Raw genomic sequence first — 20,150 nt, forward strand, 5'->3', positions numbered from 1 at the left:
CTGTTTGCACTTGATTCAGGATTCACTCCTTCTATTTTCCTCACAAAATGTGTAATGTTGTTACACTATTTCGTTGATCGTAAGAGGCGACAAAGATAAGCCTTTTCGTTATTCTGTAACCAAGCCAGCTATGAAGTTCATCGCTCTCATCATTTTACAACTATCAGCCATACAAAATTCCCTTTTGCAGGATTTGATGAGCTTTCAACAAACGAAAAACATCAAGCATGGAATTGTAGCGGCTCATATACAGCGAGTTAATGATGGTAAAACTATTTTGGCACTGAATGAACAAAAAGCGGTCAACTCTGCCAGCACTCTTAAACTCATCACCACTGCTACAGCTATAGATAAACTTGGATCTGATTACAGATTCCAAACAGACCTCGGTTACTCAGGTACCATCACCAACGGAACTCTACATGGGTCATTGATCATAAACCCCGGAGGAGACCCTTCATTAGGTTCAGAAAGAAGCGGCAAAGATTACGGACAAATCCTAAATGAATGTTTAAGAGCCATAAGAGCCGTAGGTATACAAAAAGTGAACGAAAACGTAATTATTAGAGACCTCTCTGAGTTCAGTTATGATGTACCTGATTCATGGATATGGGGAGATTTAGGAAATTATTATGGAGCTATACCGCACCGATTTAATATCAACGAAAACAAATTCTCGGTCTATTTTCAACCAGGCTACCGGGTGGGAGAAGCGGCCTCAATCAATATTCTTGACCCGGTCAGCAGCACCTGGAAAATTATCAATCAGGTAAAAACTGGCAAATCAGGCAGTGGAGATCAGGTTTACATATACTCCAGCCCCTCTACAGAAACCATCCTCATGAAAGGTACTATTCCTTTGGGCAAAAACAATTTTGAAGTCAAAGGCTCCATTCCCAACCCTGCCGGTCTATTTCGAGAATTACTCATTGATCGATTGGAAAACGAAGGAATAGAAGTAGTTCAGGCACAGCTCCAGCCTACCATAGAAGAAATCAGCCAGTCAAGAGACTTTCATCTATTACACCGTTTTAACTCTGAATCACTTTATCAGCTTGCTCAGGATTGTAATTATAATAGTATTAATATTTATGCAGATGCCTTTCTTCATCAACTACAGCCCGGAGAATTCGCAAGTTTTGAAAAAGGTGTTGAACAGATGACAGATCATTGGTTGGCTAAAGGACTTTCCCTTGGCGGCTTTAACCCAAAAGACGGAAGCGGCCTTTCTCCTTCAGGTATGATTACTACAGAAAATATGACTGACATCCTGAGAGCAGTGGCCTTAGCACCCTCCGGGTCTCATTTTATAGAAACCATTCCTGTTTTAGGTGAGTCCGGCTCGGTAAGGTATAAAGACAGAAATAAGGTGACTGGAGGCAGAATATCCGTAAAAAGCGGCTACATTTCGGGCACTAGAGCCTATGCTGGTTATTTGACAGATAAACAAGGAGAGCTTTATTCCTTCATGGTTTGCGTAAATCACTATGAACCAAATGCCAGCTCAGAAGTTAGAAGATTCCTCGACGATTTTCTAATCAAAATGGGCTCAAAGTAATCTCCATACCTATTGAAATAAAATGAGTACAATCAATGAAAATATTAAGTGCACAGCAAATAAGAGAAGCGGATGAGTACACTATAAAACATGAGCCAATTGTTTCGTCGGAGTTAATGGAACGTGCGGCTTCAAAATGTACTGAATGGCTCCGCAAAAAATTCGACATTCAAAATAGCTATCAAATTTTCTGCGGTGTCGGTAATAATGGTGGTGATGGGCTGGTTATTGCCCGTCAATTGTTTCAAAAGGGTTTTGATGTGCAGGTGTATCAAATCGCCTTCTCTTCTAAAAAATCAAAAGATTTCATTCTCAATGAGAAGAGGCTTCAGGAGATTGATATCAAATACAAAATTGTCAAACGCCCTTCTGACCTCCCGGCCATAAAGAAAAACAAGAACATTGTGATAGATGCCATTTTTGGTAGTGGACTGAATCAGCCGGTTCGGGGTTTGGCAGCTGATGCTATTAGGTATCTTAATGATGAGTCCAACTTCACGGTTTCAATTGACTTGCCCTCCGGACTGTTTCCTGAAGACAACGAGAAAAATAATCCAGGGCTTATCATCAATGCCAAGCATACTTTGACTTTTGAATTGCCAAAATTGGCACTGTTGTTCCCAGCCAATGGCAAATATGTGGGAGAATGGCACCTTCTATCCATAGGGCTGCATCAAGGTTATATAAAAGAAGCAGAAACGAGCAATTTTTATATCACAGAAAAGTTGATTCAGCCTCTGTTTTCACCAAGGAGAAAGTATACACACAAAGGTGTTTTTGGGCATGCAGTTATCGTAGCCGGGAGTACCGGCAAAATGGGTGCAGCCACTTTGGCCGTAAAGGCAGCTTTACGTAGCGGAGCAGGTTTGGTAACTGCACATATCCCTAACTCTGGTTTGAGTATTATGCAGACCACCTGCCCTGAAGCCATGGCTGATATCAATATTGGTCAAAACTTTTTAGAGAACCAGAAAGCAGAAACCAATGGCCTAACTCTGGGGATCGGGCCTGGAATTGGCAAAGAAAAGAAAACAGGTGAGTTTCTAAAAACATTATTGCAGAGCTGTGAGACACCGGTGGTTCTTGACGCAGATGCTCTGAACATAATTGCGGAGACTCCTTCATTAAAGAAAGAGATTCCTGCCAATAGCATTTTGACTCCTCACCCAAAGGAATTCAGCAGACTGGTTGGCACTTTTGAAACTGACAATCAGAAGCATCAAAAGCAAAGAGAACTGGCTAGAGAGTTGGATTGTATCATCATTTTAAAAGGTGCTCATACAAGTATTTGCCTACCTGATGGTAGAATATTTTTCAATAGTACTGGTAACCCCGGAATGGCCACAGGTGGAAGTGGTGATGTTCTTACAGGGTTACTTACCGGCCTTTTGGCACAGAATTATTCTCCGGAAAATGCAAGTTTACTAGGGGTATATTTACACGGCAAAGCAGGCGATTATGCATCCGAAGCAAATTCTGCAGAATCGCTAATAGCCGGAGATATCATCGATTATTTCGGAGAGGTTTTCAAAACACTCAACAATCAGTAAGCTCTATATATCAGCAAGTTAGACAACTGAAGCATAGCGAATTTTCGCTATAAAAATTTCAGAACAATTTTCTACAAATGTTGAACTTTTAAGTACATTTGCCGCCAATTACACTTTATCAATAACCCTGATCTGATCAGGGCATTAAAACTGCTTAATGACACATTCTAAACTAGTAGATAATGCTCTGCTTTTAGCGAGAAAACTGCATACTTTTGATGAGAATGCAGAGAACAAAAACGAATTTACTGCTCGCCTGGAGCCTATATTGGAAAAGCCTGTTTCCAAGAACTTTCTAATCAGATTAATGGACGTGGTCTTCAGGTCAAAGAAATATGGCAAAGTGTCAGACTATGTCTTGAGACTTTTTGACGAATTCCCTGATAGTAACCGACTTTTTTCAAGTTTTGAGAAGGTACTTATAGGCCTTTATAAATCCATAGGGAGATTCTTCCCTGCTATCAGTATTCCGTTAATGCTGAAACAGGTGCAGTCTGTTACCAGCCCTATCTTGTTTTTTGTTGGTGATCAGAAGTTTAAAAAACACTCTCGGAAAAGAGCTGATGAAGACATTAAACTTAATGTGAATCTGATTGGCGAGGCTCTCATAGGTGAAGAAGAAGCAGCCGAGAGAATTCAGCAGTACATTGATCTTTTAAGACAGGAGGATGTAAATTATATCTCGATTAAAATTTCTACAATCTACTCTCAAACTGCTGCTTTTGCTTTTGACCATACGGTAGAGGTTTTGACAGAAAAGCTGGGCCTTATTTACGATGCTATTCTTGATATTCATAAACAAACCGGCGAATGGAAGTTTGTGAATCTTGATATGGAAGAGTATCGCGATTTGCATCTGACTATTGAGACCTTCATTAAGACTTTATCTATTGAAAAATATAAAGGTTTAAGAGCGGGTATAGTACTTCAAGCCTATCTTCCCGATTCTTATGCCCAACTCGCAAAACTTACTGCCTTTGCTCAGCAAAGAGTAGAAAACGGCGGAGCACCTATCAAAATAAGAATAGTAAAAGGTGCCAATATGGAGATGGAGAAAACCGAGTCCTCGCTTGAAGACTGGGAACTTGCTCCTTATGATGAGAAAGTTAAAACAGACGCCAACTTCAAGAAAATCTTATTAGAAGCTCTAAACAAAGAATCTTTAGAGGCTGTAAATATTGGTGTAGCTTCACATAACCTGTTTGATCTGGCTTTTGCTCTTCAACTGGTCAATGAACAAAAAGTCAATCATCTGGTAGACTTTGAGATGTTGGAGGGTATGGCTAACCAAACTGTTGGCCGCTTGAAATCACTGGGAGCACAGGTGTTATTGTATACGCCTATCGTCAAACCAGAGAATTATAACTCAGCTATCGCGTATTTGGTCAGAAGACTGGACGAAGGGACTCAAGATGGAAACTTCCTGAAAGAAGGGTTTAACCTTAAGAAGGATTCTCAGAAATGGAATGAGTTAAAAGAGCAATTTCTGGCTTCTGTAAACTTGATTGAATCTGTAAGTACAGAGCCGAAAAGGACACAAAACAGATCAGCACAAAAGCCAACAGTTCAAAACGCTTTTCATAACGTAGCTAATACTGATTGGAACTTAAAGGCCAATCGCGATTGGCTGGAAGGCGTGAAATCTAAGTGGGAAAATCCTCAAGCCGTATTGGGCTCAGTAATCCCTGTGGTTGGTGGAAATGAGTCTTCTGAGAAAGCAACCATAGAACTAGAAGGATGGAATGGGAATCAGCCTTGGAAATACTCTCTGGCTGATGAAACCGACTATGATTTCTTTTTGGCGGCAGAATCTACCTGGCATGAAAAATCAGCTAATGAAAGAGCCGATCTGCTCAAAAAAGCGGCGGTAGAAATTGAAAAAAACAGAGGTGATTTGATGGCCGTTGCTGTCAAAGAACTCGGTAAAACCTTTGCGGAGGTTGATGTTGAAGTTTCTGAGGCAATTGATTTTGCCAATTTCTACGCAGAGTCTGCCAAGGAATGGAATGAACTAGTTGACGTTAAACCTGAAAAAGGGACTAACCTTGTTTTATCACCTTGGAACTTCCCGATAGCTATACCCATCGGCGGTGTTTTAGCTTCTTTGGCCGCAGGCAAGAGAGTGATCTTGAAACCTTCTACCAACGCTGCTGCTACAGCTTATTTGATCTCCAAGTGCCTCTGGGAGGCAGGAATTCCCAAAACGGCCTTTGCCTTCCTTCCTGCAGATGAGAGCAGCCTTGATAAATATTTGGCTTCAGGAAAAACTTTTGATGCCGTAATCCTTACAGGGGGTACAGAGACCGCGAAATTTCTTTTGAAACGAAATCCGGAATTAAACTTATTCGCGGAAACGGGAGGAAAGAACAGCACGATCGTCTCTTGTTTGTCCGACAGAGAACAGGCTATCAAAAACGTAGTTCAAAGTGCCTTCGGGAATGCAGGTCAAAAGTGCTCGGCGACTTCATTGCTCATTCTGGAAGAAGAAATTTTCAATGACCCTCATTTCAAAACCCTTCTGAAAGATGCCACAGAAAGCAAATTCTACGGAGATCCTTGGTTAAACGAAACTCAGATTGGGCCTCTGGCTGTACCTATTTCTGATAAACTTAAGCACGTTTTAGAGAATACATCCGATGAAGAATGGCTACTAAAACCTGAACTAAAGGGTAACTTTTTCCTAAGCCCTGGCATCAAATGGGGAGTAACTAAAAATGACTTTGAGTATAAAAACGAGCTATTTGGCCCTATTCTTTCTGTCATGAAAGCCTCAGACCTGAAACATGCAATAGCTCTGGCTAATGGGGTGGAGTATGGTTTAACAAGTGGTCTGGAGTCTTTAGATGCCGAAGAGATTGCTTATTGGAAAGATAAGATTCAGGCGGGTAACCTTTATGTTAACAGACCTACTACCGGTGCCATAGTTTTACGTCAACCTTTCGGTGGTATGAAAGCCTCTTCATTTGGTTTTGGGATGAAAGCAGGAGGAAGCAATTACGTGGCTCAGTTTATGGCCTTTAATGAACCAGAAAAGTCAATTGAAGAAATTAAAGCTGATTATCAGAAATGGGCGAAACACTATTTTGATAAAGAAATAGATTCTGTAAATCTAAGAGGTCAGCATAATATCAGCAGATATCTTAAACCAAAAAAGATTTTGGCTCTGGTTGATAATTCTACCACAGAGAGAGAGATTTCAATGGTAAAAGCAGCTGCCGAGGCCTTAAAAGTGAGTATTGAACTTTACTCTCTTTCAGATGAGTCCACTATACACCAAGGTGTGTCTGAAATTGCAGATTTTGCTTCTCTGAAAACAAAAATCAATCATCAAGTTTGTGTCAGAGTGCTCACAGAGCAAAAAGTTGACTCAGAAATCCATGAGTATTTCGTAGAAAAAGGGATGGACCTGAAAACCCTCAAGCCGTCTGTATGGGGACGATTTGAGTTACTTAATTATCTTACCGAGCAAAACTTCTCTCATAATTACCATCGATACGGTAACCTTTTAGGAGTTAGTCAGGATTAAGTTAAAATTTGACCGAGACCGGTTGGTTGGTATAACAGCCAGCCGGTTAGACTTTTTCTACCAAAAGTAGTGGTTAAAACCTCATGAGGAACGGTGGCACTTTTAAATAGTACGGCTCTGTTCATCACTGGCTCTACAAGCATTTCCTCCCTTTCTTTGTAGATCTTCAATTGCCCTCCATGAGCCTCTTCCCAATCCTCATTGAGATAGATAATAAACGAGATCATTCGGTTAGAACGCTCTCTGAATTGGTCCAAATGTTTATGGTAATAGGAGCCCGGAGGATAATAGGCCAAGTGAAACTCAAAGTCTGAGAGACTTAAATAACAGTAACGATTTAGCTTGGACATTGTCTCGTCTACCAGTCCGTAAAACTGCTCCAGTACCGTATCTCTTTTTCTATCCAACCAATAGGTATAATCTCCCCTGACCTCACTCACTACTTTACTTTCTGTACCGATTGAGGCTTTCGCAAAATCATCTTCTTTTCTTCGTTCTGTAAAGAAATTTTGAATATCCTGTAAAAGATTCTTTTCCAGAAAATCATCGATAATCAGGTATTCATTCTCAGCCAGAACATCAATCCAAGTGAGCCATTGCTCTTCCGGGTAAAATTCCATTCTTAAAATTTAAGCCCGCGAAATTAGATGAAAGTTTGATAGAAGATTCCGCTTGAATCAAAAGAATTTTCAATTGAAATTATTGAACATCAATCTTTTAGAAAAAAGGGCCTTTCACTGCTCTTAAGAGCAATTCTAACTTGTTTCAAAATTCATATATTGCAGAAAAAAAACAGACTTATGCAGTTATTCGGAATAGATGTAGGAGGTTCAGGAATCAAAGGTGCACCAGTAGATTTAGCTACCGGAGAGCTAGCCGCAGAACGCTTTCGAGTGCCTACTCCAAGACCAGCTACTCCGGATGCCATGGCCAAAGCTGTTAAAGAACTACTCGATCATTTTCAATGGAAAGGCCCGGTAGGAGTAGGATTCCCAACTATTGTGGCCAAGGGCAAATGTAAATCACAAAGTAATCTGCATAAGGATTGGGTGAATGTTCAAATAGACGAGTTATTCAAGAAAACCTGTGGAAATGACTTCAAAGTCATAAATGACGCAGATGCAGCCGGCCTTGCAGAGATGGAGTATGGTGCGGGTAAAGATGTTCCCGGTTTGGTAGTTACAGTTACATTAGGAACAGGAATAGGCTCAGGAGTATTCCATGATGGTAAATTGATTCCGAATTTCGAATTAGGCCATTTACGTTATAAAAAGCATAAGCCGGTAGAGAAGTATGCAGCTGACTCCATCAGAAAATCTAAAAAACTAAGTTTAGTAGAATGGGCAGAGCGACTGGACTACTTCTTCGACTACGTTGGTAGAATTTGTTCGCCCGATTTAGTGATCGTAGGTGGAGGTGCCAGCAAAAAATGGGCAGAGCTTTACCCCCTACTCAATACTGATGTAAATCTGAAAGTTGCTGAAACCAGAAATGAAGCTGGTATCATTGGTGCAGCTATGGCCTCTAAAGGGATGCAGTAATTTTTCGTAGCTGATTAATCACTTTGGTCCCTCGGTTCTTTATTCCAGCCGAGGTTGGTCCGTATTTCAAAACTACCTCTTCCATTAGCGGAAGCATTTCCTGAGCAAGTTCAGGATACTTTTTCACTACATGCATACAGACATACATAGCGTGGGCTTTGGCTGCGATACTGTGATTACCTTCCAGCACCTGAAAGCCGAATTCATATAGTTCTCCCTCAATATCCTCCGAGAAACCAGTAGAGGCCCAATGTCGAAGAAAGTTACGGAGTACAGCCTCATGATTATGCTCATCTTTTACCTTTTCAAACATGGCTCTTTCATAAGGAAGAACCAGCCAAGGCTTTTCATCGGTAATGCTGGTGATGACCCAGGCCGCCATTTCACTTAATTTGGGATCAGGAGAAAGCACACATTGCATTAACTCTTCTAGTCTTTGGGCATCTTCGCCCACAAAGGCCATTATTTTCAAACAAGTAGCCTTACTCCTCTCCGTCAGCAATGTTTCCTTGATGTTCACCTTACTCTTCTTCGTCGTCCGGATCAGGCTCCAGACCGTGTAAATCAATCAAATGTTCAAGTAGGGCTTCAGAACTTCTCTCTAGTAAAACATAGACCTCCTCGAAGGCCTCTTTTGATTCGTAATAAGGATCTGGCACCTCTTGTACTCCTCTGACTTCAGGATCAAAGTCGCGGATGAGGAATAACTTCTCTGGTTCAGGCGGTCTTTTTAATTCCTTGTGCAGGAAATTGTGCACATTTTCAAAATTAGCCTCATCCATAACTGCAATATGATCTGCCCATTCCAGTAGTTCGGCATCAATCTTTTGTCCTCTATGAGTGGTGTAAAGACCTCGATCTTCAAGCACCTCCAGGGTTCTTCTATCTGGTTGTTTTCCAATATGATAGCCAGCAGTACCCGCAGAATCAATTTCAAAGCTTCCGCTGTAGCCCTTTTGGCGAACTACTTCACGAAAAACAGATTCGGCCATCGGTGAGCGACAGATATTTCCTAAACAAACGAATAAAACATTGACCATATCTTAGCAGTTATTCTACTTCTTCTAATAATTCTCCGTCTTCATCTACGATCACAAAAACAGTCTCGCCTTCTTTTTTCATCAGATACTTCTCTCTACCATACGTCTCTAAAGCATCTTTATCTGAGAGAATCGACCTTTCTTTTTCACGTAATTTCTCCAGCTCCTCATCGTAATACTCTATCTGATCTTCGTAGCCTTGAAGCTTTGACCAAAGTTTAAACTGAGTGATGAGATTGGCACTGTCAAAAAAAGTGATCCATGCCAGAAAAAAGAGAGAACTGTAGACATAAAAACTGTTCTTCCCCACGAAGTCTTTCCAGTTGAAGTTCATTGCACGCTAGATTATTAGGAAACCAAATTTACCTTTTTTAGTGAGCATACGAAAACAAAGTGTTCAATTTTGAGATTCGGGGTAAGAGATGAGCTAAGAGAAACTTCATAGGTTTAGATAGTTTGAAGAGACGAAACATTAGAAGGGTTTCTCATCATCACAAAAAAAGCCCCCACAGTTTCCTGTGAGGGCTTTCAAATATTTCGAAAGGGTGTTTACCCTCTAAACTTCAAACCTGGGAAGTAAGCAGAATCGCCTAATTCTTCTTCGATTCTTAGTAATTGGTTGTATTTCGCCATTCTGTCTGAACGAGAAGCAGAACCAGTTTTGATTTGACCAGTGTTCAATGCTACCGCCAAGTCAGCAATAGTAGCATCTTCTGTTTCACCTGATCTGTGAGACATTACAGATGTGTAGTGTGCTCTATGAGCCATGTTTACAGCATCGATTGTCTCTGTCAAAGAACCGATTTGGTTTACTTTTACAAGGATTGAGTTTGCAATACCATTCTCGATACCTTGAGATAGACGCTTCACGTTAGTTACGAAAAGATCATCACCTACTAGTTGGATTTTCTTACCGGCAAGCTTAGTCAGTTCAGCCCAACCATCCCAGTCATCTTCATCCATACCATCTTCGATAGATACGATCGGGTATTTGTCAGCCCAGTCGTTCCAGTAAGCAGCCATTTCAGCAGAGCTTAATTGCTTGCCAGAAGACTTCTTGAAAGTATAAAGACCAGTTTCTTTATCGTAGAACTCAGAAGATGCAGCATCCATTGCGATGAACACCTCTTCACCTGGCTTATAACCAGCTTTCTCGATTGAAGTAAGAATGATCTCTAGAGCTTCTTCGTTAGAACCGATGTTTGGTGCAAAACCACCCTCATCACCTACGTTAGTAGAGTAACCTTTAGAAGAAAGAACTTTCTTAAGGTTATGGAATACCTCTGTACCCATTCTCAATGCTTCAGAGAAAGTATCTGCCTTAGCTGGCATTACCATAAACTCCTGGAAGTCGATTGAGTTATCTGCGTGAGAACCACCATTCATGATGTTCATCATTGGTACAGGAAGAGTATTGGCATTCACACCACCGATATAACGGAAAAGCGGAAGACCAGCTTCCTGAGCTGCTGCTTTAGCTACTGCCAAAGAAACACCAAGAATTGCGTTAGCTCCTAATTTACCTTTATTAGCTGTACCATCAAGATCAATCATTGTTTGATCAATCAGGTTTTGCTCGAATACATTAAAACCAAGAAGGTTTTCAGCGATAGCCTCGTTTACATTAGCAACGGCTTTAGTTACACCCTTACCTACATATACGTTTTTATCGTTATCTCTAAGTTCTACTGCTTCATGAACACCTGTAGATGCTCCCGAAGGAACAGCTGCACGACCCAAAAATCCGTTTTCGGTCATTACATCAACCTCTACAGTAGGGTTACCTCTTGAATCCAGAATTTGTCTGGCGTGTACTCTTACAATTTGACTCATTTCAAAAATTTAAATTATCAATACAATATTTTCTTCAAAAATTTCCATTTTGGCTTTTTGATGACCAAAACGGTCACAAAGTAAGTAAATAATTTACATTTATACTTCAAGGTGAACATCACCTTATTGTTATGAACAAGACATTTTTCAGACAGTGCTTTTTAGTTTTGTGCTTGTGGGCTAGCCATTTGCAGGCTCAGTCTATCTCGGGTCTAAGTGCCGACTTGTTTCAAAATGCTTTGAGAAGTAACCCTGATGCTGTTATTCTCGATGTTCGTTCAGGACAAGAATTTGAAAGAGCTCATATCAAGGGGGCTCGTCAAATAGACTTTGATAGCAAAAGCTTTCTGGACGAAGTCCTTGGTCTACATCTCAAAACTGAACAGCTTTATCTTTATGATTTCACTGGTGAGAAAGCAAAGAATGCCGCCGTGTATTTAAAGGATCTGGGCTATCAGCATGTTTTTTATCTCAACGGTGGTTTGGCCGAGTGGACTGCCAGCAGCAAACCCTACATTTCATCTGAAAGCACCGTTTCACCCATTGCTGCCTATACTTTGGCAGATCTAGACCTCATCTTCAAAAGAAACAGAAATGTTGTATTGTTTTTAACGGCCCCCTGGTGCAAATACTGCAAAATCATGCGTCCTCGTCTTCTGAGGAGTACAGGCTCAAAACAACAGATTAAACTTATTGAAATAGACGGAAGCAGAGATTTGGCCATTGCAGAGCATTTTCAATTGACCGAAACACCAACAATACTCTATTTTCAAAACGGGAAACAAGTCTGGAAAAGCTCGGGTGAAATAAGCGAGATAAAATTGCAGGAAGCACTGAATAGATAGAAGACAGACAAAAAAACTATCTTTGTGCCTGACCTACTATTAATATATATCCTTAATGATTGCTTTCTTAAGTGGCAGATTGCTGGTAAAAGAACCTACACATCTAATAATTGATGTTTCAGGGGTAGGCTATCTGGTCAAAATCTCATTACAAACTTTCTCTTCATTGGAAGTGAAAGATGAACACATCAAAATTCACACTTTACTTATTGTAAAGGAAGACTCACACACGCTTTATGGATTTTCAAAATTAGACGAAAAACAGCTTTTTGAACACCTGATTAGTGTGTCAGGAATAGGACCTAACACGGCTATTGTCATGTTGTCTTCTTTATCTTCTGGAGAAATTGTTCAAGCTCTGGTCTCTGAGGATGTCAAAACTATACAGAGTATCAAGGGTATTGGTGCTAAAACAGCTCAGCGAGCCATTATTGAATTAAAAGACAAACTGAAGAAAGAGCTGATTTCTGATGGTGTAAATCCTACAGTTTTTGCTTCGCAAGATCTCAACCTGAGGGGTGAGGCACTTACAGCATTGACCACTCTTGGAATTCCTAAAAATACAGCCGAGAAATCCATTGATGTGATCTTAAGAAGATCAGGAGGAGATATCTCTCTGGAAGAGCTGATTAAGCTTGCCTTACGATAAAAATTATAGGGATAACTAATAATGGCAGGATTTTAGTCGTTTAAATCGAAACAGTTACACACAGGCCGTTCACTGTATGTTTCAAAACAATACTCACGTAAAGAAATACATCTTTTTTTTACTGCTAACCACAGTCCATTTTGCTCCCCTTTTCGGGCAGCAGGTCACGCGTACTATTCCTACAACAGAGCAGCCGGAAAGAAGTCAAAAATCACCAGCATACAGGTGGAAAGACTCTTATCTTAATCGATTTTCATTTGACTTACCACGCTCTCCCCTACTTTTCATCCAATCTGATAGCCTGAGTACTACTATTCAATATTCCCCGGAGCAGGGCAATATTGTAATTGATGAAACTCTGGCTGAAGATATTGAAGTAAAGATTCCTCAGGCGATGTCATTCAATGAATACTCGAGTATCCAGAATGCCATGGTACGAAAAAGTATTCTGAGAGAATACGAGCAAATGCAGGACGGTAACAGTGCTACCTCAGGTAGAGGGCTTTCTCCTTTGATTCAAAAAGCACCATTGGTTGACCGTATTTTTGGTGGTAAAGTACCTGAATTTAAGCCCAATGGCTTTGTGGCGGTAGACCTTAGGTTTGGTTCTCAGTATATCAATAACCCCGAACTTTCGCTTTTTCAAAGACGTAGACCAATCTTTGATTTTGATCAACAGATCTCCATCAACTTTAATAATAACGCCAATGGTGGAGCCGGCACCAATGGATTAGGGCAGTCAAACCCTTTTGGCAATAACTCAAACTCACGAGGTGGAGGTTTAAATGATTTAAGAGGCTTAGCTCAAAAAAGCGGAGCCCTAGGTTCTCTTGGTGGTGGAAATAACCCTTACCGTGAGAAAATGGGTATTCTAGGGAATTTTGACACCAAGTCTGCATTTAACTTTGAGAATCAATTTAAACTCAATTTTAAATCTGATCCGGAAGATATTCTGCAATCTCTCGAAGCCGGTAACGTCAGTTTTCCTTTGAGAAGTCAGCTTGTACCGGGTGTCGATAACCTTTTTGGGGTTAAGGCCGGCCTTAGATTCGGAAAACTTGATGTTTCTACTGTAGTTGCTCAGCAGCGAGCACGTACTGAATCCATCTACATTAGTGGTGGAGCCAGAAACCGTCCTTTTGAGGTAAGGTGTGATGAGTACGATGAAAATCGTCATTTCTTCCTTTCTCATTTCTTTAGAGATCAATACGAAAAAAGCCTGAGCAGCCTACCAATGGTGACCTCGGAAGTACTGATCACCAGAATTGAAGTTTACGTTACCAACAGAACAAATACCGTAACCAGCATGAGAAACCTGGTTGGTTTGACGGATTTGGGAGAACCCAATCCATATGCTGATGGTGTAACAGTCAACAACCCGAACTTTGCTGACAATAGCACCAATTCATTAGGTGAATATCTTTCTGATGAGACCATTAGTTTTCGTAAAATTGACAATACCAACTCTACTCTAGAGGCCCAAGGCCTAAAAAAAGGTGTTGATTTTGAATTATTGCGAGGAGCAAAAAAACTGACCGAAAGAGAATTTGATTTTCATCCTCAGCTGGGCTATATCTCCTTGTTAACTCCACTTAGAAATGATGAAATTCTCGCTGTAGCTTATGAATATGTTTACCGCGGGAAAAATTATAAAGTAGGTGAACTAACCGAAGATTATTCCTTCAGAGCTGAAGATGATGTGATCGCCATGAAACTGTTGAAGTCTTCAACGATCAGAAACAGGCTGGATCACCCCATGTGGGATCTGATGATGAAGAATGTTTATTCTTTGTCTCAAGGGAATATTGAAAGGGAAGGTTTTCAGCTGAGAGTCATCTATAAAGATGATAAAACTGGGATGGATACTCCACAATTACATGAAGGAGAAAATCTCAAAAACAAGCCCCTAATTTCAGTTCTTGGACTAGATGACCTCAATTATAATAATGACCACCGTGTAGGCGATGAGGCCAATGATGGTAATTTTGATTATGTAGAAGGCGTAACGGTAAATGAGGAAAGGGGTGTTATTATTTTCCCGGTTTTAGAACCGTTTGGCTCTTTCCTGGAGACAAAATTCACTCCCGGAGAACAAACGCTGAAAGACAAATATGTTTTTGATGAGCTGTATGATCAAACACTAACTGATGCACAGCAAATCAATACCAAGAATAAGTTTTTCCTTCAAGGGTCTGTTCAGAACAACTCAAATGACATTCCACTACCCTTAGGTGCATCTGGCTCTTCAGTAAGAGTATATTCGGGTGGTACAGAACTCCAGCAGGGAGCAGATTATATGGTTGATGCTCAGCTGGGAAGAATCAGAATTACTAACCCAAGTATTCTGGCTAGCGGCAGGCCTATCAGAATTGATTACGAGAGACCAGACCTATTTCAATCTCAGATCAGAAGGCTTTTTGGTTTGAGAATGGATTACACCGTGAGTAAGAATTTGCGTATTGGCGGTACGCTAATGGACCTCCGTGAGAACACTCCAGGCTTTTTAACCAGAACAGCCATAGGCAATGAACCCGTAGATAATACGCTTTGGGGTGTAGATATCAATTATAAGCAGGAAGGATCTGGCTTAACCAGGCTTTTAGACAAGCTTCCGCTAATTCAAACGAAAGAGCCTTCTGCCATTGTTTTAAGTGCGGAATTTGCTCAACTTCTTCCCGGAGTGAATAACAAAAAAATCAATGGCAACGCCATGATTGATGATTTTGAGGCTTCCAGAAACATCAATGACTTAACCAGACAGCCCAACAGGTGGAAATTGGGCTCTACTCCATTGGAGTTTAGACGCGATACCATCGGTAACCCGTATGGTTATAATTACAAAAGAGCCAAAATAGCCGCCTATACTATTGACCAAACATCATTTTTGAGTACTGCTTTTGGTGGCAACGGTATTGTTCCGACTGAATTGACAAATGCCGCCAGGAATAATCTTTATGAAAGATCATTTGTAATCCAAGAGATTTTCCCGGGTAGAACACAACCTGTGTTTGGTCAAAACCTACCCACCAATATCCTGGACGTAGCTTACTTCCCGGAAGAAAGAGGGATGTATAATTATAACCCTGATTTGACTGAAAAGGGTCTTTTGAAAGAGCCGGAAGAGAACTTCGGAGCGTTAATGAGGGGCATTACTTTCGATACCGATTTTGATAATGCCAATGTAGAGTTTCTGGAGTTTTGGTTACTGAATCCTTTTTCTGATGAGGTACGTGATGGGATACGAAACAAAAGAAATGAAACGGGAGGAAAACTCATTTTCCAACTCGGTGATATTTCAGAGGACGTAATCCCTGATAATTACTTCAATTTTGAAAACGGGATACCAGCCAATGACAGTGCTATTTTCACTCAACCTATAGCCACTGCCTGGGGGAATGCTCCCAAAACACAATTCATCACTGATGCCTTCTCCACAGACGATGAAGTAAGAGAGCGTCAAGACATTGGCTTGGATGGACTGAGTAATGAAGATGAATTAGAGTATCCTCATATCAAGGAATTCCTTAACAAAATAGAAACTGTTGTAACTGATCCAGCTGCACTTCAAGAAATCAAAAGTGATCCTTCAGGTGATGATTTCAATTTCTTTTTGGATGACAAATATACCCTCGATCAGTTTATGGTAGAACGCCATAAAAACTACCTGGGTATGGAGAATAACTCCCCGCCCCTTACAGAAGATCAGATCATCTCCAATTCAAATACCATAAGTTCAGATAAAGAAGACATCAATCAGGATAATACCATTAGTGATATTGATGACCCTGCCGTTAATCTGGAAATTGACTTAAGACCTAATGGCGGTACTATACAGAATAAATATATTGTAGACACTGTTAGCTCTGGTCAGGCACAATGGTACCAATTCAGAGTACCATTGAGAGAACTTACAGACTCTTCTGGCACTGTAAATCTAAAGAGTATTCGCTTTATACGAATGCTCATGACAGAATGGGAAGAACCTGTGGTTTTACGTTTCGCTACGCTTCAATTGGTTTCTAACCAATATCGAACATATTATAACGATCTGAATGATTACAGCTATGCCGGAGTACCTCAGCCAAACCGCAACACGGCTTTCAAAGTTTCATCGGTTTCAGTAGAAGAAAATGGTTGTGATGTGAATGGTGACTGTAACGTAAAAGACGGTCAAACACCTTATGTGGTTCCACCGGGCTTCATTAGAGACCGTGATTTCTCTACTACATTTACTAATCAACTATTCAATGAGCAATCTTTAAGACTTGAGGTTGAGGATTTAAAAGATGGTGACAAAAGAGGAGTTTTTAAGAATACCGACCTCAATCTCAATATGTACAAACGACTTCAAATGTTTGTGCACATGGAATCAGAAGACTTTTCGAGTACAGAATCAGATACACTTGCCGGTGCATTTATAAGATTTGGTACTGACCTTAGAAACAACTTCTATGAAGTAGAGATTCCTAAATTAACCTCAACTCCACATGGCTCCACAGTAGACGAAGTGATATGGCCAGAAGAAAACGATTTTAATATTCCGATAGATGTACTGAGAGATTTAAAACTCGAAAGAATTACCAGCGACGCTCCATTTGAACAGCCTTTTACTAAAGATGTCACCTTTACCATTGATGGCAGAAATGAGCTTCCAATGACCTATACCTATAAACTTACCATCGTCGGTAATCCTGATTTAAGCAGCATTCAGACTTTTATGATGGGGGTAAGTAACTCAGGTAGTGGATCTGGAAGATCTTCAGATTTTGTGGTTTGGATGGATGAACTAAGAGCAAACGGGTTTGACCAAACTGCTGGTGAAGCGGCTATTTTAGCTGCAGATATTAAACTTGCTGATTTGGGTACAGTCTCTGTTTCTGCCAATTACAGCACCTTTGGTTTCGGTGGAGTTCAGGATAGAATCAGTAGCAGAGCTCAGGATAATTCCTTAGGCTTCGGTATTGCCTCTACTTTTGAGCTGGATCGTCTTTTCCCTGAAAAGTGGGGCTTAAGTATACCGTTATTCATGAATTATGACAAACAAGAAGTAATTCCTGAGTTTGATCCGCTTAATCCTGATCTAGTATTAGAGAGAGCATTGACGCAATTTGAAGACCCTGATGATCGTCAAGCCTATCGTGACCTCGTGGTTGATAGAAATATCAATAGAGGCTTCAACCTTGCGAATATTAGAAAAATCAAGACGAACCCCAATGCTAAGAATCACTTCTATGATATAGAGAACTTCAGTTTCTCTTACTCCCAAAATAGCATTCAGAGAAGTAATGTATTGATTCAGGAATACTACTCCGAAAGAAAAAGAGGAGCTATCACCTATCAGTTTCAACCCAAAACTTTCCTTTGGGAGCCATTTAAAAACGCTGAAGGACTCCAAAAGCCTATGTTCACATGGCTGAAAGACTTCAACCTTTCCCCAGTACCAGAATTATTCGCCTTTAGAACAGATTTTGATCGTAATTTCTCCAGAACACAGTACAGAAACTCTGATCTTACTACAGATGATATTGCCCCTAACTTTATCAAGTATTTCCTAACCAATAGGTATTATGATATGCAGTGGGGATTGACAAAATCTATTAACCTCACCTACTCAGCTGTGATGAACTCCATTATAGATGAGCCATTTGGCGATATTGGAACCGAGGCAAACCGTGAAGCGGTGTGGGACAACCTTCTCTCATTTGGTAGAGCCAAAAACTTCAACCAAAATATTCAGGCTACCTACCGCCTGCCTCTCGATAAGTTCTTTCTGCTTGATTGGGTACAAGCTGATAGCCGATTCGAGATTGACTATAATTACCGTGCAAACGCATGGGACTGGACCCAGGGTGATGATATAGAAGATGCCGGATTGAAGGATAGCTTCGGTTCAGCCTTTGGAAACTATATAGATAACAGCCGTGAGATGGCGGTTCAGGGTAGAATAGATTTGGTGAAGCTTTATAATAAAATCAAATACCTGAAATTCGCTAACTCGCCAAGTCAACCCAAAGAAAGATTTACCAGAGCACCTGGAGATGACGAGGATATCATGGTCGGTAGTTCAGATGCTTTGAAGACCTTTACTCGCCTTCTTATGACGGTGAGAGGTATCAATTTCAATTACTCCATAGTTCAGAATACCATTCTACCTGGCTTTTTACAATCACCTGACTTCTTTGGTTTATCTAAAAATACCATGGCTCCGGGCTTACCATTCGTTTTGGGGAGTCAAAGACTTTATGGAGATGATTATGGCAAAGACATACTTACTAAATCTGCCGAGAATGGTTGGCTTTCAAAGAGTGCTGTCAGAAACGATCCTTTCACACAGGGTCGTGAAAAGAAATTTGATTTCAGTACTAATCTAGAGCCTTTCAAAGGTTTCAGAATGCAGATCAGAGGTAACTATAGCCGTGGAGATTCATACCAGGTTCTTTACAGACCAGGTTATGATGATAAAGGCAACCCAACTGATGCTTTTGAGGCTCAGAACCCGTTTAGAAACGGTACGTTTAGTATGTCTTTTTGGTCGTTTAAGACCGGATTTTTTAAGCTAAATAAAGATCCTTATTCAAATTATAACTATAAGGTTTTTGATGATATGAAAGCCTACCGAGAAGTAGTTATTGAGAAGCTTAACCTTATCAAAGGTGGTGAAGCAGGAGGTTACCATGTGAATTCACAGGACGTTTTAATCCCTGCCTTCTTTGCAGCATACAGTGGAAATTCGGTCGATAAGATTTTTGAAAAATCTCAAAAAAGAGGAAGTGAAACTTTCAACCCATTCCTAAGGTTCCCTTTGCCCAATTGGCGGGTGGATTATTCGGGTGTTGAAAAATTACCACTCTTCAAAAAGTTATTCAGATCAGTATCCATTAGTCACAGCTACTCGTCAAATTATAGTGTTGGTAACTTTACAAGTTCTCATGCTTACGGCAGCAGTACTCTTGATGAGTATGGCTCTAAAATCGTAAACCTTTTGGTTAGTGACTATCCAATAGGAAAGCTGACTGCTCCGGGATCCATCATTGACGGCGTGGCAAGTGAGTATTATCTACCCGTGTTCATCATGAGCACAATTACCATGGAAGAGCGTTTTTCTCCTTTGATAGGTGTGCAGTTTGCCACCAAAGGTGCACTTACTGGCCGTGTAGAATATAATAAAGAACGGAGGGCATCATTGAACCTCTCAAATGCACAGGTGGCAGAATACAATTCAAATTCATTAGTCATATCTGCAGGTTTCCGCAAGGCTGGGGTGAAACTTCCTTTTAAAGGACGTGATGGCAATAGCATGGTTCTAGAGAATGATTTGAACTTCAATTTTGGTCTTACCCTAAGTGATGTTACAGCCCTACAACGCCGTTTAGATGGTGAAACTGTACCTATTCAAGGGAACTATGTAGTTCAGATCAAACCTCAAATTCAGTATCAATTCAATAAGAAACTGAACCTAGGTTTCTATGTAGAGCACTTTGTTAATGAGCCTTTCACTTCACTCTCTTACGAAACCAGAAGAACGGTAGGTGGTATCAATATGAAGTTTAATCTGGCAGATTAATTTTACGCTTTGCAAGCTTTAAGATTTGGCGTAAATTGCGGCAC

Annotated in this window: 12 protein-coding genes; 7 read left to right on the forward strand and 5 right to left on the reverse strand. The window is 40.6% G+C overall.

Going from position 1 to position 20,150, the window contains the following annotated elements:
* Nucleotides 1-130: 130 nt before the first annotated feature.
* From dacB to ACUXV0_RS05140, 3 genes are all read left to right on the forward strand, one after another.
* Complete coding sequence (gene dacB, locus ACUXV0_RS05130) at nucleotides 131-1,558, forward strand: D-alanyl-D-alanine carboxypeptidase/D-alanyl-D-alanine endopeptidase (protein WP_446191994.1); 1,428 nt, start codon at nucleotides 131-133, stop codon at nucleotides 1,556-1,558.
* 35 nt (nucleotides 1,559-1,593) lie between these two features.
* The gene (locus tag ACUXV0_RS05135; protein WP_446191995.1) at nucleotides 1,594-3,108 is read left to right on the forward strand and encodes an NAD(P)H-hydrate dehydratase; all 1,515 of its coding nucleotides are present in this window, start codon (nucleotides 1,594-1,596) and stop codon (nucleotides 3,106-3,108) included.
* A gap of 157 nt (nucleotides 3,109-3,265) precedes the next feature.
* The gene (locus ACUXV0_RS05140) at nucleotides 3,266-6,634 is read left to right on the forward strand and encodes a proline dehydrogenase family protein (RefSeq protein WP_446191996.1); all 3,369 of its coding nucleotides are present in this window, start codon (nucleotides 3,266-3,268) and stop codon (nucleotides 6,632-6,634) included.
* Here the strand turns inward: ACUXV0_RS05140 and ACUXV0_RS05145 are convergent.
* Nucleotides 6,631-7,254 carry a 2OG-Fe(II) oxygenase gene (locus tag ACUXV0_RS05145; RefSeq protein ID WP_446191997.1) on the reverse strand — a complete coding sequence of 208 codons (624 nt, stop codon included), beginning with the start codon at nucleotides 7,252-7,254 and terminating at the stop codon, nucleotides 6,631-6,633. The two genes, ACUXV0_RS05140 and ACUXV0_RS05145, sit on opposite strands and share 4 nt — an antisense overlap.
* Before the next feature lie 180 nt (nucleotides 7,255-7,434).
* On the opposite strand from ACUXV0_RS05145, the gene ppgK reads away from it, so the two are divergent.
* The gene (ppgK, locus tag ACUXV0_RS05150; protein WP_446191998.1) at nucleotides 7,435-8,175 is read left to right on the forward strand and encodes a polyphosphate--glucose phosphotransferase; all 741 of its coding nucleotides are present in this window, start codon (nucleotides 7,435-7,437) and stop codon (nucleotides 8,173-8,175) included.
* On the opposite strand, the gene ACUXV0_RS05155 is transcribed toward ppgK, so the two are convergent.
* The 4 genes from ACUXV0_RS05155 to eno form a co-directional block, all read right to left on the reverse strand.
* Nucleotides 8,159-8,695: a hypothetical protein gene (locus tag ACUXV0_RS05155; RefSeq protein WP_446191999.1), complete on the reverse strand. Its 537-nt coding sequence runs from the start codon at nucleotides 8,693-8,695 to the stop codon at nucleotides 8,159-8,161. The two genes, ppgK and ACUXV0_RS05155, sit on opposite strands and share 17 nt — an antisense overlap.
* A 1-nt stretch (nucleotide 8,696) precedes the next feature.
* Nucleotides 8,697-9,215, reverse strand: a complete 519-nt coding sequence (locus tag ACUXV0_RS05160; RefSeq protein ID WP_446192000.1) for a low molecular weight protein-tyrosine-phosphatase — start codon at nucleotides 9,213-9,215, stop codon at nucleotides 8,697-8,699.
* A gap of 10 nt (nucleotides 9,216-9,225) precedes the next feature.
* On the reverse strand, nucleotides 9,226-9,549 hold the full coding sequence (locus ACUXV0_RS05165; protein ID WP_446192001.1) for a septum formation initiator family protein: 324 nt from the start codon (nucleotides 9,547-9,549) through the stop codon (nucleotides 9,226-9,228).
* Between the two features lie 215 nt (nucleotides 9,550-9,764).
* Nucleotides 9,765-11,048 (reverse strand): phosphopyruvate hydratase, encoded by a 1,284-nt coding sequence (gene eno, locus ACUXV0_RS05170; RefSeq protein ID WP_446192002.1) that lies wholly within the window; start codon nucleotides 11,046-11,048, stop codon nucleotides 9,765-9,767.
* 131 nt (nucleotides 11,049-11,179) lie between these two features.
* Between eno and ACUXV0_RS05175 the strand changes: the two genes are divergently transcribed.
* The 3 genes from ACUXV0_RS05175 (at nucleotide 11,180) to sov (ending at nucleotide 20,106) form a co-directional block, all read left to right on the forward strand.
* A complete protein-coding gene (locus ACUXV0_RS05175; protein WP_446192003.1) occupies nucleotides 11,180-11,893 on the forward strand; it encodes a rhodanese-like domain-containing protein in 714 nt (237 codons plus the stop codon).
* Between the two features lie 55 nt (nucleotides 11,894-11,948).
* Complete coding sequence (ruvA, locus tag ACUXV0_RS05180) at nucleotides 11,949-12,542, forward strand: Holliday junction branch migration protein RuvA (RefSeq protein WP_446192004.1); 594 nt, start codon at nucleotides 11,949-11,951, stop codon at nucleotides 12,540-12,542.
* A gap of 76 nt (nucleotides 12,543-12,618) precedes the next feature.
* Nucleotides 12,619-20,106 carry a T9SS outer membrane translocon Sov/SprA gene (gene sov, locus ACUXV0_RS05185; RefSeq protein ID WP_446192005.1) on the forward strand — a complete coding sequence of 2,496 codons (7,488 nt, stop codon included), beginning with the start codon at nucleotides 12,619-12,621 and terminating at the stop codon, nucleotides 20,104-20,106.
* Nucleotides 20,107-20,150: the final 44 nt, after the last annotated feature.

The sequence above is a fragment of the Jiulongibacter sp. NS-SX5 genome, from assembly GCF_052828545.1.

Coding starts and splice junctions, on each gene's coding strand:
- ppgK (WP_446191998.1), top strand. CDS start 7,435: ATGCAGTTATTCGGAATAGATGTAGGAGGTTCAGGAATCAAAGGTGCA.
- ACUXV0_RS05165 (WP_446192001.1), bottom strand. CDS start 9,549: ATGAACTTCAACTGGAAAGACTTCGTGGGGAAGAACAGTTTTTATGTC.
- ACUXV0_RS05175 (WP_446192003.1), top strand. CDS start 11,180: ATGAACAAGACATTTTTCAGACAGTGCTTTTTAGTTTTGTGCTTGTGG.
- ACUXV0_RS05160 (WP_446192000.1), bottom strand. CDS start 9,215: ATGGTCAATGTTTTATTCGTTTGTTTAGGAAATATCTGTCGCTCACCG.
- ruvA (WP_446192004.1), top strand. CDS start 11,949: ATGATTGCTTTCTTAAGTGGCAGATTGCTGGTAAAAGAACCTACACAT.
- ACUXV0_RS05140 (WP_446191996.1), top strand. CDS start 3,266: ATGACACATTCTAAACTAGTAGATAATGCTCTGCTTTTAGCGAGAAAA.
- dacB (WP_446191994.1), top strand. CDS start 131: ATGAAGTTCATCGCTCTCATCATTTTACAACTATCAGCCATACAAAAT.
- ACUXV0_RS05135 (WP_446191995.1), top strand. CDS start 1,594: ATGAAAATATTAAGTGCACAGCAAATAAGAGAAGCGGATGAGTACACT.
- ACUXV0_RS05145 (WP_446191997.1), bottom strand. CDS start 7,254: ATGGAATTTTACCCGGAAGAGCAATGGCTCACTTGGATTGATGTTCTG.
- sov (WP_446192005.1), top strand. CDS start 12,619: ATGTTTCAAAACAATACTCACGTAAAGAAATACATCTTTTTTTTACTG.
- eno (WP_446192002.1), bottom strand. CDS start 11,048: ATGAGTCAAATTGTAAGAGTACACGCCAGACAAATTCTGGATTCAAGA.